12 protein-coding genes are annotated in these 15,940 nt (G+C 57.3%); 7 read left to right on the forward strand and 5 right to left on the reverse strand.

Going from position 1 to position 15,940, the window contains the following annotated elements:
* Window positions 1-241 precede the first annotated feature (241 nt).
* Window positions 242-1,168, reverse strand: a complete 927-nt coding sequence (locus tag CE168_RS08340; RefSeq protein ID WP_236824375.1) for a hypothetical protein — start codon at window positions 1,166-1,168, stop codon at window positions 242-244.
* A gap of 277 nt (window positions 1,169-1,445) precedes the next feature.
* On the opposite strand from CE168_RS08340, the gene CE168_RS08345 reads away from it, so the two are divergent.
* The 3 genes from CE168_RS08345 to CE168_RS08355 all read left to right on the forward strand — a co-directional run bounded on the left by CE168_RS08345 (window position 1,446) and on the right by CE168_RS08355 (window position 5,473).
* The gene (locus CE168_RS08345; protein ID WP_099571951.1) at window positions 1,446-3,713 is read left to right on the forward strand and encodes a maltotransferase domain-containing protein; all 2,268 of its coding nucleotides are present in this window, start codon (window positions 1,446-1,448) and stop codon (window positions 3,711-3,713) included.
* A 140-nt stretch (window positions 3,714-3,853) separates the two neighbouring features.
* Window positions 3,854-4,348: an inorganic diphosphatase gene (locus CE168_RS08350; protein ID WP_099571952.1), complete on the forward strand. Its 495-nt coding sequence runs from the start codon at window positions 3,854-3,856 to the stop codon at window positions 4,346-4,348.
* Between the two features lie 558 nt (window positions 4,349-4,906).
* Entirely contained in the window at window positions 4,907-5,473 is a 567-nt protein-coding gene (locus CE168_RS08355; protein ID WP_099571953.1) for a manganese efflux pump MntP, read from the forward strand.
* A 148-nt stretch (window positions 5,474-5,621) separates the two neighbouring features.
* Here the strand turns inward: CE168_RS08355 and CE168_RS08360 are convergent, their stop codons facing one another.
* Window positions 5,622-6,383, reverse strand: coding sequence for a hypothetical protein (locus CE168_RS08360; RefSeq protein ID WP_099571954.1), 762 nt, complete (start codon window positions 6,381-6,383; stop codon window positions 5,622-5,624).
* A gap of 174 nt (window positions 6,384-6,557) precedes the next feature.
* Here CE168_RS08360 and CE168_RS08365 point away from each other — a divergent pair, with 174 nt between their 5' ends.
* The 4 genes from CE168_RS08365 (at window position 6,558) to valS (ending at window position 12,583) form a co-directional block, all read left to right on the forward strand.
* On the forward strand, window positions 6,558-7,319 hold the full coding sequence (locus CE168_RS08365; protein WP_099571955.1) for a winged helix-turn-helix transcriptional regulator: 762 nt from the start codon (window positions 6,558-6,560) through the stop codon (window positions 7,317-7,319).
* A gap of 168 nt (window positions 7,320-7,487) precedes the next feature.
* Window positions 7,488-8,117, forward strand: coding sequence for an endonuclease III (nth, locus tag CE168_RS08370; RefSeq protein ID WP_099571956.1), 630 nt, complete (start codon window positions 7,488-7,490; stop codon window positions 8,115-8,117).
* 102 nt (window positions 8,118-8,219) lie between these two features.
* Window positions 8,220-9,770 carry an ABC transporter substrate-binding protein gene (locus tag CE168_RS08375; RefSeq protein ID WP_099571957.1) on the forward strand — a complete coding sequence of 517 codons (1,551 nt, stop codon included), beginning with the start codon at window positions 8,220-8,222 and terminating at the stop codon, window positions 9,768-9,770.
* Between the two features lie 80 nt (window positions 9,771-9,850).
* The gene (gene valS, locus CE168_RS08380) at window positions 9,851-12,583 is read left to right on the forward strand and encodes a valine--tRNA ligase (RefSeq protein ID WP_099571958.1); all 2,733 of its coding nucleotides are present in this window, start codon (window positions 9,851-9,853) and stop codon (window positions 12,581-12,583) included.
* A 390-nt stretch (window positions 12,584-12,973) separates the two neighbouring features.
* On the opposite strand, the gene CE168_RS08385 is transcribed toward valS, so the two are convergent.
* The 3 genes from CE168_RS08385 to CE168_RS08395 form a co-directional block, all read right to left on the reverse strand.
* Entirely contained in the window at window positions 12,974-14,908 is a 1,935-nt protein-coding gene (locus tag CE168_RS08385) for a hypothetical protein (RefSeq protein WP_236824376.1), read from the reverse strand.
* A 106-nt stretch (window positions 14,909-15,014) separates the two neighbouring features.
* Window positions 15,015-15,428: a chorismate mutase gene (locus CE168_RS08390; RefSeq protein ID WP_099571960.1), complete on the reverse strand. Its 414-nt coding sequence runs from the start codon at window positions 15,426-15,428 to the stop codon at window positions 15,015-15,017.
* Window positions 15,429-15,452: 24 nt separating this feature from the next.
* A complete protein-coding gene (locus CE168_RS08395) occupies window positions 15,453-15,929 on the reverse strand; it encodes an Lrp/AsnC family transcriptional regulator (protein ID WP_099571961.1) in 477 nt (158 codons plus the stop codon).
* Between the last annotated feature and the right edge of the window lie 11 nt (window positions 15,930-15,940).

Raw genomic sequence — 15,940 nt, forward strand, 5'->3', positions numbered from 1 at the left:
ATCGTTTCATCTGCATGTTCTTCTGTCATCGCAACCTCCATTCGTATCGACGACGCCATGATTGTAGATACGTGAAAATGGGAGTTCGTCAGCAGAAAAATCTGTTCGTCTGCGGCTTAATTTCAACGTTTTCAGCATGATATAGACGTATTCTCACGCACATGCGGAATATATTGCAGCTGAAATATCGCAACTCTCATCGAGAAGCCTCACCTCCGCGAGACGACATCATCGCCGCATATCATCGTCGCCGTACCGCATACAGCATGAACGCCCCGCAGCACATCACGGCAGCCGCCAAACCCAACACCAGCCCCATCGGACTTCCTGTCTGCGGCATTTCCTGATCGGGGGCATAAAGGTTATCGACATTGAACGTCAGCAGGCTATCCTCACGTTCCACCACATCGTTCAGCACCATCATTTTCTGCGCGGTGACGGCCTCATCCAATCCCACGGACTGGTATCCGACCTTGATATTGACCTCGCCGGCGCCCGTTGCATGCCAATACACGGTGGTTCCCTCCGGTTCGGCCCAGCCGACTGCCGTGGGCTCATCATCTTCGTCGAACACGGCCGGGCCTTCGATCGTCGCCGTGAATATGCCCTCGACCGGCTGGCCACTCGCATCCAGCAACTGCACGAACAGGCTTCCGGACCGCAATCCCTGCCGATCATCACGCGTCACCCTCGAAGAAACCGGCAGCTTGTTCGCGGCCTCCTCCCAAAGCTCGTTGACCTTGCTTTCCAGCCCGTCCATTACTGAGAAGAGGTATTGCTCATGCCTGGCCCACACCTTTTGGTCATCATAGTTGCGGTGCACCAGCACGCCGATCGCCGCATACGTAAGCACCGGCTCCCCGTCATATTGATATTCGGACAGCAGCCATGCGAGGCGCCGCGCCGCTTCCGTATTTTCCACGGTGGTGGTTTCAGTCACCTTATAGTCTGTCACGCTTTCGATTTGCCGGCAATAATAGAATTTGCCCGATTTCGATTCCGCGTTCACCCCGATCACATACGGTTTTCCATCAAGAAAATATTCGTAATGCTTGCCGTTCGCACGTAGCAGCTGTTCGGCGGCCAGCGCTGCCGGGCATGTCATCGTCACGATGATGGCGCAGACCGCCAATACCGCGGCCTGAATCGCAAGCATACGTCGCTTCATCGCATTCATTGCATCGTCCTTTCGATATGCACGTCGTTGTTGCCGTGATTCAACAGACTTGCATACTTGCGATTACCACATGGTCTTTTTCAAGGGTTGTGGTCGGAGGACGTTCTTTTTGCCGTTTTGTGGACAACTTCGCTTATCAGCAAACGTAACTTATCCACAAAAAACGTTTTACCAATCGTAGGTAAACAAGTTATCCACAAAGGGTGGAAAATCGCTGGTCGGAAGATAGTTCACCCAAATCCACCTTTTCTCCTCTATAATCGGCGGTATGGCAGAAGAAGATAAGAGCGCAGAACCGCGCACCACAACCAAACAATCAACCGTCAAGAAGACGACCGCCAAGGCGGAGTCATCAACATCTCAGACGCCTCACAAGCGCACTGCCGCCAAAAAACCTACGGCATCCACCGCTCGCAAGCGCACCACTAAGGCGAAGGCCGCCTCATCGCAAGTCGTAGGTGAAGCCCCAGCCCCCGTCATCGAACGCACCAGCCCCGAACAGTTCGGCCGCGTGAACGTGCTCGACATCACCCCGAACGTTGAGAACGGCCTGTTCCCGGCACGCGTGGAGCTCGGCGAAGCATTCAACGTCACCGCCCAAGTGTTCATCGAAGGCCGTACCAAGGCCGGAGCGACCGTGTCCGTGCGCAGCGCACGCGGCCGCGAGGTTGAACGTTTCGCCATGACCTGCACCAATCCGGGTCTTGACCGTTGGGAAGCCATGGTCAAGATCGGCGAGCACAGCGATCTGAAGCCGTGGGATTCCGACTATGCCGCCGTTAAGCGCCAGCTGGGTGAATGGCAGATCGTGGTTGAAGGCTGGGAAGACACCTACCAATCCTGGCTGCACGACGCCGCCATCAAGGTTGAAGTGAACGACGACGTGGAGAACGCGCTGGAATCCGGCGCACGACTGCTCGCACGTTGGGCCGATGCGAAGGATTCCAAGCTTTCCGCAGCCGACAAGAAGGTGCTGCGCGACGCTGCCAAGACCATAGAAAACAAGTCGCTGAGCGCCGAAGAGCGTCTCGCCGCAGCCCAGAGCAGCGACATCGAGCAGCTGCACGAAACCAACCCGCTGCGCGACGGCCTGTCCGAGTCGAATCCGCAGCGTTTCCGCGTGGAACGCCCGAAGTCCAGCTTCGCTTCCTGGTATCAGTTCTTCCCGCGTTCCGAAGGTGCCTACTACGGCGAAGACGGCAAGATCGTTCCCGGCAACCTCAAGACATCAATCGCCGGCTTGGAACGTGCCGCAGCCGAAGGCTTCAACATTGTGTATTTGCCGCCGATCTTCCCGATTGGCGTGACCAACCGCAAGGGACGCAACAATTCCCTGGTAGCCGGCCCGAACGATCCGGGCTCTCCGTTCGGCATCGGTTCCGAACTGGGTGGCCACGACACCGTTGACCCGCAGCTTGGCACCATGGACGATTTCAAGGCATTCTGCGAGCGTGCCCACGAGCTGGGCTTGGAAATCGCGCTTGATTTCGCTCTGCAGTGTTCTCCTGACCACCCGTGGGTTAAGGCGCATCCGAACTGGTTCCGCACCAAGCCGGACGGCACCATCGCATTCGCCGAGAATCCGCCGAAGAAGTATCAGGATATTTACCCGATCGATTTCAATGCCGACATGGAAGGCATCGAAAAAGAAGTCGAACGCATTATGGACCTGTGGGTCAAGGCGGGTGTGACGATCTTCCGTGTTGACAACCCTCACACCAAGCCGGTGCGTTTCTGGCAGGATGTGATCGCCGCCGTCACGAAGAAGCACCCGGAAGTGCTGTTCCTCGCCGAGGCGTTCACCCGCCCGGGCATGATGCGCGCGCTGAGCTATGCGGGCTTCACGCAGTCGCACTGCTACTTCCCATGGCGTAACACCAAGGAAGAGCTCGAAGAGTACTTCGAAGAGACCAACGGCGATGGCGGCTTCTACCAGCACAACACGTTCTGGCCCACCACTCCGGATATTCTCACCGCCTACGTGCGCGACAACGGCATCGCCGGTCACGCAGTGCGTGCGGTGCTCGCCGCTATGGGCAGCCCGAGCTGGGGTATTTACAACGGCTACGAGCTTATCGAAAACAAGCAGCGTCCGGGCTTCGAAGAGCAGATTGACAATGAGAAGTACGAAGTCAAGGTGCGCGACTGGGACAGCACCGAAAAGTACGGTATCGCCGAACTGCTGACCTCGCTCAACAAGATTCGTGACACTCACCCGGCATGCCGCAGCTACCACAATCTGCACATTCTGCCGAGCGACGATGCGGGCGTGATCGCATTCCTGCGCCAGACCCCGGCCGAACTGACCGGTACCGGCAAGGCAGATACGGTGATTGTGATCGTGAACCTCGACGGCCACAACGCGCACCAGTCCATCGTACATGTGGAGCTTGGCGACTTCGGTTTCGCCACCGACAAGCCGCTCAAGGTGCATGACGAGCTGACCGGCCGCGACTTCGAATGGGGTTACGACAACTACGTTTCGCTCGCCCCATGGGCCGACGTGGCACACGTGCTCACCGTTGTCGAAGACTGATTTTCAATCGATCTGATTAATCTCAGTCAGCTCAACTAGGAATTCGTTTCGATTCATGCCACAATACCGGTTCCACTTCGGCGGAAAGCGGTATTGTGGTTACTGGTAATGTAAACTGCCCAATCTCAAGGAGAAATGACATGGCAGAAACCTTCAACGTCGTGGTGGAAATTCCGCGCGGCTCCAAGAACAAGTACGAAGTGGATCACGAGACCGGCCGCGTGTTCCTGGACCGCACCCTGTTCACTTCCATGGGTTACCCGGATGACTACGGCTACATCGACGGCACTCTGGGCGAGGACGGCGATCCACTCGACGCACTCGTCATGATCCCGAACTCCGTGTTCCCGGGCTGCGTGGTGGAATGCCGCGCCGTTGGCCTGTACCACATGGTCGACGAGGCTGGCGGAGACGACAAGGTGCTGTGCGTGCCGGCTGACGTGCGTTTCGACGACATCAAGGATGTCGAAGACGTTTCCGAGTACCACAAGGCTGAAATCAAGCACTTCTTCGAGCAGTACAAGGCTCTGGAGCCGGGCAAGGAAGTGCTGCCGGGCGATTATTGGACCGGCGTCGAGAAGGCTGAAGCTGAGATCGTGGCCGCCCGCAAGCGCCTCGCCGAATCCGAGAAGTGATTTCCACGCCTTTCTAGATAGCTTTAGGTAGCAATCCAAGGAAAGCCCGTTGACGTACGCACTCGCACACGTCAACGGGCTTTTGCATACCTTCCAACGTCCAGATTCCGCCAGTCACTGGAAGAATTCTCCCGCAAACCAGCCCCTCAGCGGGCAAAAACCTCCACTCACTGGAACAATCACCCCACTAACACGGCTTCCAGCGGGCAGATTCCCCAGTCACTGGAAGAAAATGCCCGCAAATCAACTTCTCAGCGGGCAGATTCCTCCACCGATTGGAGGAAAACGGACAAAACCATACCCTCCAAGTGTCCGGATTCCTCCAGCGAGTGGAAGAAACAGCCCGCAGACGGGATGTACTCATACCGTACACGCATATTCGCTGGCGCCGCTATAGTGGAGCACGTAATTCACGGCATGCGAACAGTATTCGCAGAATTCAAAGCCCGCTGGCTGGCGCGGCAGTTCTATGTCGGTACCCCTAGGCGTAGGCGGACGTGAGACTCCGTCGAGGCCCATCCCGTGGGACAACCGGCGGGATGAACCTATATACCAGCTATGTTGATTCAAACATTACTTATTGCCGTTTCCGTATCGATGGACGCATTCGCCGTTTCCATCGGCAAAGGTCTCACCGTCAAAAAACTGCGTGACCTCGACGCGTTCAAAACCGCCCTCTGGTTCGGCGGATTTCAGGCGCTTTTCCCACTGCTCGGCTATTTTGCCGCCTCCACGTTCAGCAAATACGTGACCACAGTCGATCATTGGATCATTTTCGTCCTGCTCGCCCTCATCGGTGGCAACATGGTGCGTGAAGCATTCGAAGAGGATGAGGAAAACGCCAAGGAAAACGCTGATTTCGATTGGAAGCACATGCTTCCGCTCGCCGTGGCCTGCAGCATCGACGCATTCGCCGTTGGTGTCAGCTTCGCATTCATGTCGCTGAATATTTGGATTTCAGTGATCATCATCGGCATCACCACCGGCCTGTTCTCCGCAGCCGGCCTGTATATCGGCCGCGCATTCGGCTCGCACTGGCAGAAGCCCGCACAGATCGCGGGTGGCGTCGTGCTTATTCTGATCGGCGTGAAAGTATTGCTGGAACATCTCGGATTCCTCGCATAATAATCGCAAATCAGATATACAATAAATATACAAACTTACAGTAAAAGCCCGTAATCGCACATGATTACGGGCTTTTGCATTACATTATTGCAAACGATTATTTTCTTACGACTATTTTCCCATAATTGAAGGAATCGTAAGAATCGCATTACCAAAGCATGACGTTCGCATACGACGCAAGGCCGACCACAATTCCGGAAATCATAACCGGCAACAGCGCGATGCCAATCCACGGATTCTTGGATTGCGGATCGGGATCGGCATTACGATTCCACCAATACGAGCACGCATCGAGCGCAACAATCAGCAACAGCGACACGATTACGGAGACAATCCACGCAGGATTCACGGCAAACTCGGTGGAAGCCGCGTTTTCACCGGAACGAATCGGCAGCAGCGTCGACAAGAAACACCAGCCCGCGCTGCCAATCATGGCAACGCCTTCCACAACATTGTGCGACAGCGAACGAATCAGATGCGTACGGTTCTCACGCGCCATCTGACGTCCGAACGAAACCACAATCAGCAGGATCAACAGACCACCAACACCGGCAATCCAACCTTCCTGCATCCAAAATGTGTCTTCGCCACCCAAATCGGCGGGGAAAATCGCACGTCCAAGCATCACCGTCGTGGCGCACATCACGGAAAGCAAGCCCGCAACCACGGAAATCGCATGCCCCGCAACACCATCGCGGAACGGGTTGAACACGGCAAGCAGCGCAATCATCACCACGGAAGCCGCAACAGTGAACGACACGATCGCAGGCTCTTCCGTATTCCCATAGGAAATGCCGGGAATCAGCGCAAGCACAACCAGCACCACATATGCGGCGATTTGGATGGTAAGCACCTTGCCGAACGAGGCTTTCTGAGCCGACTTGACGGCAACTTTTTCAGAGGCGGTCATTTCGTCCCCTTTTCATGATTTTCCATAATGTGGTCATTACGTATGCAATACCATTAAATGTAGCCGCAAGTGTCCACATAGTTCAGATAAAATTAACGAAACGCCGATAACACACAACAAGAGTACAATCGCGGCAACAACGCAAAACCAACGCAAGAGACAAAGGGAGCTAACGTGACGGATCTGACGCTTATGACGTTCGCTAGCGACCCAGCTACCGTGCTTCCTTCTCTGGCGTTGCTTTCCCACCGCGTGCGCGTTCTGCCGATGGATGCGGCGAGCCTGGTGAAAATGCCGGAAAACACCGTTCTTTTCCTTGATGCGCGAGACGACCTGGCCACGGCGAAAACGCTGTGCCGCCTGATCCACGCCTCCGGACTTTCCACGCCAATCGTGCTTATCCTCACCGAGGGCGGGTTCACCGTGGTCAATTCGCAGTGGGGCATCGCCGACGTGGTAGTGGCATCCGCCTCTCCGGCCGAGGTCGAGGGGCGCCTTCGCCTGGTGTCGGAACGCGGCAACTCGCCGATCAACGCAGTGTACGGTTCCGGCGAATCGGGCGTGCAGAACGAAGACGGCATGATCCGCTCCGGAGACTTGGTGGTGGACACCAACGGCTACACGGCAAGTCTGCACGGGCATCCGATCGACTTGGCATACAAGGAGTTCGAGCTTCTCAAGTATCTCGTGCAGCATCCGGGGCGCGTGTTCACCCGCGCGCAACTGCTGCAGGAGGTGTGGGGCTACGACTATTACGGCGGAACCCGTACGGTTGACGTGCATATCCGTCGCCTTCGTGCCAAGCTGGGCGGCGAATACGAGCATGTCATCGGCACTGTGCGCAATGTCGGCTATCGTTTCGACCCTCCCGAAGAGGAAGAGAGCGAAGCTGCAGCCAAGGATGCCGCAGCCCGTAACGCTTCGGAAGAAGACTGATTTTTCTTACTATCCGTTTGCTTTGCAGACGGTTTGCAATATCCGCTTTTTACAATTGCCTGCGATTTGACTGTCGGCCGTTTTGCTTTCGTGCGTGCGATTGTGTTGCTCATGCGACGGTAGACTGGTAGCGTGCCCAAGGAATCGAAACAAGCGCGACTGTCACGCATGCATCAGGAATACGCAGTGTTGTGCGAGGAGATTCCGCATCCGAAATGTGCGCTGAATTTTTCGAATCCTTTTGAATTGCTGGTGGCGACCGTATTGAGCGCGCAAACCACCGACAAGCGGGTGAATATGGTCACGCCGGAATTATTCGACGAATATCCAGGTCCAGACGCACTTGCGAGCGCCAATCCCGAACATGTGGAAAGCATCATTCATTCCATCGGATTTCATCGCACGAAAGCAAAGAACATTATCGGACTTTCTTACGCATTGTGCGAACGGTTCGATGGCGAAGTGCCGCAAAATATGGACTCTTTGACAAGTCTGCCGGGCGTGGGGCGCAAAACCGCGAATGTGGTGCTTGGGAACGCTTTTGGCGTGCCGGGTTTTCCTGTTGACACGCATGTGATTCGTGTGACCGGTCGACTGCGCTGGCGTTCGGATTGGGCGAGCGGCTCTCCTGATCCCAAGGCCATTGAGCGTGAGATCACCGCATGCTTCCCGCCCGAGGAGTGGACGGATCTGTCTCACAGGCTGATACTGCACGGTCGTGCCATATGCCATGCTCGTAAGCCGGACTGCCTGAACTGCCCGCTTAACGACACCTGCCCCAGCGCATTCGCAGCATAGTTCCGTATCGGCCCTCCCAATGGGGTGATTCTCCCACTCACTGGAATAATCATCCCGTAGATGCGGCACCCGCTGTAGCACGTGTCAACTAGACTCGGCAGCATGGAAGAAGAAAACGGGCGGGAAGCCAAGCTGAAAGACGAAATCACGCGGTGGCTGATCTTTTTCGGCGTCGCCATCATGCTCAGCGTCATGACCTGGCTGGGCTGGTCGCTGACGAACCGCAAAAGCCCGATCGCATCATTCACCACGCTCGTTTCCGACTCCTCCGTCGCCATCGGCATCCAAGGCAGCGCGCCGGAATCGCTTGACATCCGCAGCGAACAGGGCACTGCAATAGAGCAGGCACTGCTCGAAAACGTGTACGAAACCTTGGTGTCACGCAGCGAAACCAACAAACTGCAGCCGTCAATCGCCAAATCATGGCAGATTTCCGACGACGGACTGACCTACACGTTCACGCTCAACACCAACATGACCTTCGCCAACGGTCACAAACTCGACTCGTCGGACGTGGTCTGGTCGCTGCAAAACGTCATCAACAACAATTACGTGGACGCCGACCAGCTCGGCGATCTCAAGGAAATCACCAATCCCGACGAAAACACAGTAGTCATCACCCTTAATCAGCCAAATCCAAGGCTTTTGCGCGCACTCAGCGGGCGCGCCGGCATCGTCTACGACGAGGAAAGCAAGGCGGATTACAGTAAGAAGGCCGTGGGATCGGGACCGTTCACCGTGGAAGCCTCGTCGAAAACACAGATCGTGCTGCAGCGCAACGACTCGTATTGGGGCACCAAAGCCGCCGCATCGCAAATAACGCTGTATTACTATGCTTCCGAAGATTCGCTGGTCAGCGCCATGGAAGCCAAGAAAATCAGCATGGCATTGCCGTTGAGCGCATCGACGGCAGACGAGCTCAACCAGCAAAGCGGCATCAACTCCGACAGCGGCATCAGCTTCGACAAAGTGATGCTCGCCTTCAACAACGGCACTGAAAGCCCATTCTCCGACGAGCAGATCCGCAAAATGACACGGTACGCCATCGACGCCCAATCCATCGCCAAAGACGCTCCGGACGCCTATTCGCCGCTCGGCGGTCCGATCAGCCCGCTGGAAGACGGCTATGAGGACTTGAGCGAACTGTTCCCCTACAATCTTGAGCAGGGCCAGCAGATGCGCAGCTATTTCGGCGCCAACTATATCGCAGACATCAATCTGTTGGTACCCAAGGAATACGAGCAGATCGGCAATACCGTGAAATCGGCGATCGAACAGCTCAATATCGGCGTCAATATGGAAGTGCTTGATTCCGCGGCACAAGTCACGGAACGTATGAACGCCGGCACGTACAATATCGCGCTCACCACCATGAGTGGCGAAAACGATGCGAGCGTATTCACCGACGGACAAAGCGTGTTCCATTTCGAAAATGGCGATGCGCAGCAAGCATATGCGAATGCGATGGCGGCCACCAACGACAACGATTATCAGGATCGCATGCGCACGTATGCACGCACCGTCAGCGAGAGCGCGGCAAGCGACTGGCTGTACACGCGTAAGAATTTCATTGCGGTAAGCGGCCAGTTGCAGGGATATCCGAAAAATCTGACTGACCGACTGCTTCCGTTGAACAGAATAAAACTGCACTGATTTTCCTGCGATTATTTCGCGATTTCGGCATTCGGCTGCAGTGCCGTAAGTTGTCACATTCGCTTTCTAGACTAGCGTCTATGACTGAAAGCCAAGATAATACCATCAACGCGAATCTCACGCCGCTGCCCGATAAGGTCGGCGTGGACGGTCTCGAAGACAAGTGGCGCGAAGTCTGGGACGAAAACAAAGTCTACAAGTTCCAGGGCACCCGCGACCGCAAGGCCGTCTATTCCATCGACACCCCGCCGCCCACCGTTTCCGGTCACCTGCACGTGGGCCACGTGTTCTCATACACGCATACCGATGTGATCGCGCGATTCAAGCGCATGAACGGCTACGACGTGTTCTACCCGATGGGCTGGGACGACAACGGACTGCCGACCGAACGCCGTGTGCAGAACTATTACGGCGTGCGCGTGGACACCTCCCTCAAGTACGATCCTGATTTCGTGCCGCCGTTCGAAGGCACCGATGGCAAGAAGATCGACGCCAAGGATCAGGTTCCGATCTCCCGTAAGAACTTTATCGAACTGTGCGAAAAGCTCACCGCTCAGGATGAGAAGCAGTTCGAGGCGCTGTGGCGTTCCCTCGGCCTGTCCATCGACTGGACGCAGACCTACCACACCATCGGCGAGCACCCGCAGCGCGTGGCCCAGAAGGCATTCCTGCGCAATCTGGCCCGCGGCGAAGCGTACCAGAAAGACGCTCCGGGCCTGTGGGATGTGACCTTCCAGACCGCAGTGGCTCAGGCCGAACTGGAATCCCGCGAATACCCGGGCTTCTACCACAAGGTGGCCTTCCGTTTCGAAGACGGCACTCCGATCTACATCGAAACCACCCGTCCGGAACTGCTGGCGGCCTGCGGCGCACTGATCGCGCATCCGGACGACGAGCGTTACAAGTCGTATTTCGGCCAGTACGTCTACTCGCCGCTGTTCCATGTCAAGGTTCCGATCCTCGCCCACAAGGCCGCGGAAATGGACAAGGGCGCCGGCATCGCCATGTGCTGTACGTTCGGCGACGTGACCGACGTCGAATGGTGGCGCGACCTGAACCTACCGTTGCGCTCCATCATCCAGCGCAACGGACGCATCGTCATGGACACCCCGGATTGGATCGAAGACGAGGAAGGCCAGCGCATCTTCCAAGAGACCGCCGGCAAGACGACGTTCTCCGCACGCAAGGTCATCGTCGACGCACTGCGCGAATCCGGCGATCTTGACGGTGAGCCGACTCCAACCAAGCGTATGACCAACTTCTATGAGAAGGGCGACAAGCCGCTCGAAATCGTCACTTCCCGCCAGTGGTACCTCAAGAACGGCGGCACCGACGAGAAGCTGAACGCCGAACTCATCGAACGCGGTAAGGAACTCAACTTCCACCCCGACTTCATGCGCGTGCGCTACGAGAACTGGGTGCACGGCCTGAACGGCGACTGGCTGATTTCCCGCCAGCGCTTCTTCGGCGTCCCGTTCCCGCTGTGGTACCCGGTGAAGGAAGATGGCACCGCCGATTACGATCATCCGATCGTGCCGAGCGAGGATCGTCTGCCAATCGATCCGACCGACGATGTGCCGGAAGGCTACACCGAAGACCAGCGTGACGTACCCGGCGGTTTCACCGCCGAGCCCGACATCATGGACACCTGGGCCACTTCCTCCCTCACCCCGCAGATCGTGACCCGTTGGGAAGAGCCAGGCGAAGAGAACCAGGCGATTTTCAACGCCACGTTCCCAATGGATCTGCGCCCGCAGGGTCAGGACATCATCCGTACCTGGCTGTTCTCCACCGTGGATCGCGCGCATCTTGAAAACAAGTGTCTGCCGTGGTCCAACGCCACCCTGTCTGGCTGGATTCTCGATCCGGACCACAAGAAGATGTCGAAGTCCAAGGGCAACGTGGTCGTGCCAGACAAGCCGATCAAGCAGTTCGGCGCCGACGCGGTGCGCTATTGGGCCGCTGCGGCACGTTTGGGCCTGGATGCCACCTACGACGAAGGCCAGATGAAGATCGGCCGCCGTTTGGCCATCAAGCTGCTCAACGCCACCAAGTTCGCACTGGCCATCGGACGTGAGGATGAGAACCATCATGTGGGCGCTCCGGCAACCGCAAGCTGGAACCCGGCCGACGTGACCGAGCCGCTGGACCGCGCAGCCATGGCCAAGATGGCTCTCGTGGTGCGCGAAGCCACCGAAAACCTCAACAACTACGAGCATTCCAAGGCTTTGGAAGTCATCGAGAACTACTTCTGGCAGTTCTGCGACGATTACATCGAACTGGTCAAGAACCGCGCGTACGGCACCGCCGACGCCACCGGCCGAGTGCCGAGCGAGAAGGCCGTGAAGTCCGCCCGCACCGCACTGGGACTGGGCTTGGATGCCTTCGCACGCCTGCTGGCACCGTACCTGCCGTACGCCACCGAAGAAGTGTGGAGCTGGATGCATGAGGGCGAAGGCTCCGTGCACCACGCCGCATGGCCGAAGGCTGAAACGTACGATGCGGCCGCCGCAGCCGTCTCCCCGGAGCTGCTCACCCATGCCGGTGAAGCGCTGGCCGCGCTGCGTGGCATCAAGTCGAAGGCCAAGGTTTCGATGAAGACCCCGATCCTTTCCGTGCAGCTAGGCGTTTCTGACGAGGCGCGCAAGTCTATCGAAAGCGCATTGGGCGATATTGCCGAAGCCGGTCGCGTGGTCGGACGCATCTCCTTCACCTCGCCTGCAGCAGCCGAAGGCGAGGACGAGGCCGCAACCGACGTGACAATCGCTGAAAGCGAGCTGGGCGAGCCGCCGGCAAAGAAACCTAAGAAGTAATCTTCTGAAATCATATCGGCCGGTGGTTCTCACAGGACTGCCGGCTGACGGTAAAGCCTCCTTTTGTATTGCCCCGCATTGCGGATTTCGGTATCGCAAAAGGAGGTTTTATCGTATTCTTATGCTTTTCCAAATCGCAATCGATGCATGGTCGGGGTTGCGAAAATCACATTCCCTGCCAGAATATGCACCCCCGTACTCGAAAAAGCCGCATTCCCGATGTGCAATCGCAGTCAACGCACGCAAGAGGGCATCAAAGCGGCGTTCCAAGCCGAAATACGTACCCCCGTATCCGAAAAACCGGGAAAACCAATCCAGATCGATCTTATTCATGAATGGGGGCCGCGCCAAAACAACCACAAATCACACCCATCAGCGGAAACAGCCAATCTACAGTATCGGGACAGCCAGCAAATACTGCGCGACGCCAGTCGCCTTTGCGGGGCCAGCCGACAGTCCAGACTGCATCGCACCGTCCAAAATCTCGGCCGCGGCAGCCAACTCAACCGTCTCGTCGATCAAATCGCCATTATTTGGCGCAAACTCGCTTTTCGCCAAACCGTAGCCCGAAATCGGCATCGAGCCGGCGGATTCGGAACCGCCATCCGAAGCGACGGAATCGCCCTTCTTCGTGGAGCCATCCACTCCCCCAACCTTCGCCACGTTCTTCGACGTGACGTCCGCGGCCGCGCCGAATGACGGACGCAATCCACCCGCATAGCTCATCACATCGTCCATGCTGATGGCGTTCTTGTCGTCAACCAAGCTGGAGGAATCGGCGGCATCGCCCTTGGTCTGCACCCGTTCCGCCTTGTGCTGAGCCTTGGCGCGCGACTTCTCGGCCTTCGCGCACAACGCACGCCCAGCCGAAACGGCGCGCATTGAATCAAGCACCGAAGAGCCGTCAGCAGCGTTGGAATCCGATGTCTCGTCATCCGAATCCAGCTGGTCAGCAAACCGCACGATGATCTGATGGAACGCGCTGGCCTGCCCGATATGCTCGCTAGCGTCCGCCAGCGCGGTCATCGCGGCGGAGACTTTGTCGGATGCGGTTTTGAGCTTCTCATTGCCCTTGATGCCGGCACGCACGTCGGCGATCGCCTGGTTTTCGTATTCGGACGCGGTGCCGGTGGTGGCGCCCAGTTCCTTGAGTCGAGCCGTGTATGCGTCGGTGAAGTCCATCGAATACGGAATCATCGCGGAGGACAGCTGTGACTGGCCGACGCTGTAATCCTTGGAGCCGCGCTGCTGCTCCTCACCCGCGCGTTTACCGAGCTCTCTCACCAGCCCGGATGTGCCGCGCTGTTCGATGGTGCGGATCACCTCGTCGACCGCATCAGCGGCACCAATATGTCGGTAGGCGGCGCTCACGTCGTTGACGACGTTGGCAAGATCCGCCACGGACTTGGCTACGGGAGTGTCGCCGTTCAACTCGGATGCGGTGCCGAGAATGGCGGACAGCTGCGTGGAATTGCCGAGTGAGCCGGACAGATGCGTGGTATACGAGCCGACATACGCCTCGACATAGGCGTCGAACGCCTGCTCATGCGCTTTGGAACGCGTTGAGATGGTCTGTTTGGCGATCGCTTTTTCGTTGTCCCGAAGCCTTTCCAGTTGAGAAATGAGCTTGCGGTTGTGCTGCGAACCAACGTTGGTCAACCCGTCCACCAGCGTCGCCGCACGCTTGGTGAGATCAGGCAGCGATTGGCCAGCATCGCCATCCACCGCGGCGACGGCCAGCGAGCTCATGGAGAAACGATTCGCCGTCACATACGTGTTAAATGTTAGATCCTCACCGGGTTTGCCGGCTGCGGCCACCAGTGTCGAAGTGTTGTCCGACGAAACGGCCACACCGTCATCAGCGGTCACGTCATTGCCGACGCGGCTGGGGATGGTGAAAGCGACGATCGGTGTCAAATCGGCCGTTTTGTCGGCATCAACGGCATGCAGGGCGATGCGAACGCCAACCATTCCGGAAGCGCCGGAAATTTCGGAAGCGCTCACATTGGGACCGTCAAGAGTGAACGTGGCGGACACTTTCCACGGCATTGCCACAGTGCCTTTGGGAACGCGCTGTGATGCGTGCGATGCAGAAGTTCCGCTCTGGGTCAGGAAAAGACGGCCAGGCTTGTCGATGGATTCATACGCGCTCATCACGTCACTTTGCGTCGCCTCGACCGCATATTGCCTGTTCTGCCGAACGAACGTCGCCACATTGGCCGCATCGACGGCCGCGACCGGAATCGCGGCGACAAGCGCCACAGCAGTAGCCGCGGAAAGATGGCGACGGATGTCCCGTGGATGAATCGTAAGTGCGTGATGCATGCCGAGCCTCTCAATCGCAATTACAAATGCCTGAAATACTTTCCAAAGCATTCAATGTAGCGCCCGGCATGCCCCGAAATACTTGTTTTTGCCGAAAACAGACAGGTCAGGCGAATACGTCGAGCACGCCCGGATCTCCACCGTTTTCGGCGATGCGCTTATGCCTACGCTTGGCTTCGGTCACCACGAATTCGCGGTACATTTCGGCGATATCAGGGTCAAGACCCGCGTCGACGGCATTGCGATGCAGACGCTCGATCTGATAGTCTTCACGCTTGTAATCGGCCGGCGCGAAGCCCGCACGTGCCTTCAGCACGCCCACTTGGGACGTGTATTTGAAGCGTTCCGCCAGCAGGGAGACGATGGCCGTGTCGACATTGTCGATCGACTGGCGCAACGCGGCGATTTTCGCCACGGCGTCGGCAACCTCAGGATTGTTTTGCGCGGTACCCGCGTCGATGATGGTTTCGGTTTCGTGTTCTTCTTCTGGCCGAAGCCAGTCGTGTTCGCTATCGCTCATGCGTACAAGACTACCGCGCGAATGTCACTTGGAGAAGTACCGTTGCAGCACAATCGAGGTTTCCGTGCTCACCGGCACCGTCTGATGAATGACATTCAGCAGATCCTCAAGCTTGCTTGGCGAAGCCGCGCGCACCGTCAGCATGTAGCTGGGAGAACCGGCAACGGAATCACACGACATAATGCCGTCGATATCCTGCAATTTGCAGGGAATCTCGGATTCCTTGGAATAGTCGATCGGGGTCACCGCAATGTAGGCGCGCACGCCGAGCCCGCGCTTTTCATCATCGATGACGGCCTTGTAGCCGAGAATCACATCGCGACGTTCCAGCTTCTGTACGCGCGACTGCACCGCGGAAATCGACAGTCCCGTAGCGTCCGAAAGCTGGGATAGCGTGGCGCGGCCATCCTCCTCCAACATGCGGAGGATGGTCTCGTCGATGTCGTCAAGTTGACCCACGTTAGCGTACGTTGTGTCGGGTTCGTTGCCGTTGCCTGTCATGCATACCCCTT

This window comes from Bifidobacterium sp. N5G01, assembly GCF_002742425.1.
GTDB classification, from domain to species: domain Bacteria; phylum Actinomycetota; class Actinomycetes; order Actinomycetales; family Bifidobacteriaceae; genus Bifidobacterium; species Bifidobacterium hominis.

Bases quoted from the DNA above. Each gene is read 5' to 3' on its own strand.
- CE168_RS08395 (WP_099571961.1), bottom strand. From the start codon at position 15,929: ATGACAGGCAACGGCAACGAACCCGACACAACGTACGCTAACGTGGGT.
- CE168_RS08375 (WP_099571957.1), top strand. From the start codon at position 8,220: ATGGAAGAAGAAAACGGGCGGGAAGCCAAGCTGAAAGACGAAATCACG.
- CE168_RS08360 (WP_099571954.1), bottom strand. From the start codon at position 6,383: ATGACCGCCTCTGAAAAAGTTGCCGTCAAGTCGGCTCAGAAAGCCTCG.
- valS (WP_099571958.1), top strand. From the start codon at position 9,851: ATGACTGAAAGCCAAGATAATACCATCAACGCGAATCTCACGCCGCTG.
- CE168_RS08345 (WP_099571951.1), top strand. From the start codon at position 1,446: ATGGCAGAAGAAGATAAGAGCGCAGAACCGCGCACCACAACCAAACAA.
- CE168_RS08350 (WP_099571952.1), top strand. From the start codon at position 3,854: ATGGCAGAAACCTTCAACGTCGTGGTGGAAATTCCGCGCGGCTCCAAG.
- CE168_RS08390 (WP_099571960.1), bottom strand. From the start codon at position 15,428: ATGAGCGATAGCGAACACGACTGGCTTCGGCCAGAAGAAGAACACGAA.
- CE168_RS08355 (WP_099571953.1), top strand. From the start codon at position 4,907: ATGTTGATTCAAACATTACTTATTGCCGTTTCCGTATCGATGGACGCA.
- CE168_RS08385 (WP_236824376.1), bottom strand. From the start codon at position 14,908: ATGCATCACGCACTTACGATTCATCCACGGGACATCCGTCGCCATCTT.
- nth (WP_099571956.1), top strand. From the start codon at position 7,488: ATGCATCAGGAATACGCAGTGTTGTGCGAGGAGATTCCGCATCCGAAA.
- CE168_RS08340 (WP_236824375.1), bottom strand. From the start codon at position 1,168: ATGAAGCGACGTATGCTTGCGATTCAGGCCGCGGTATTGGCGGTCTGC.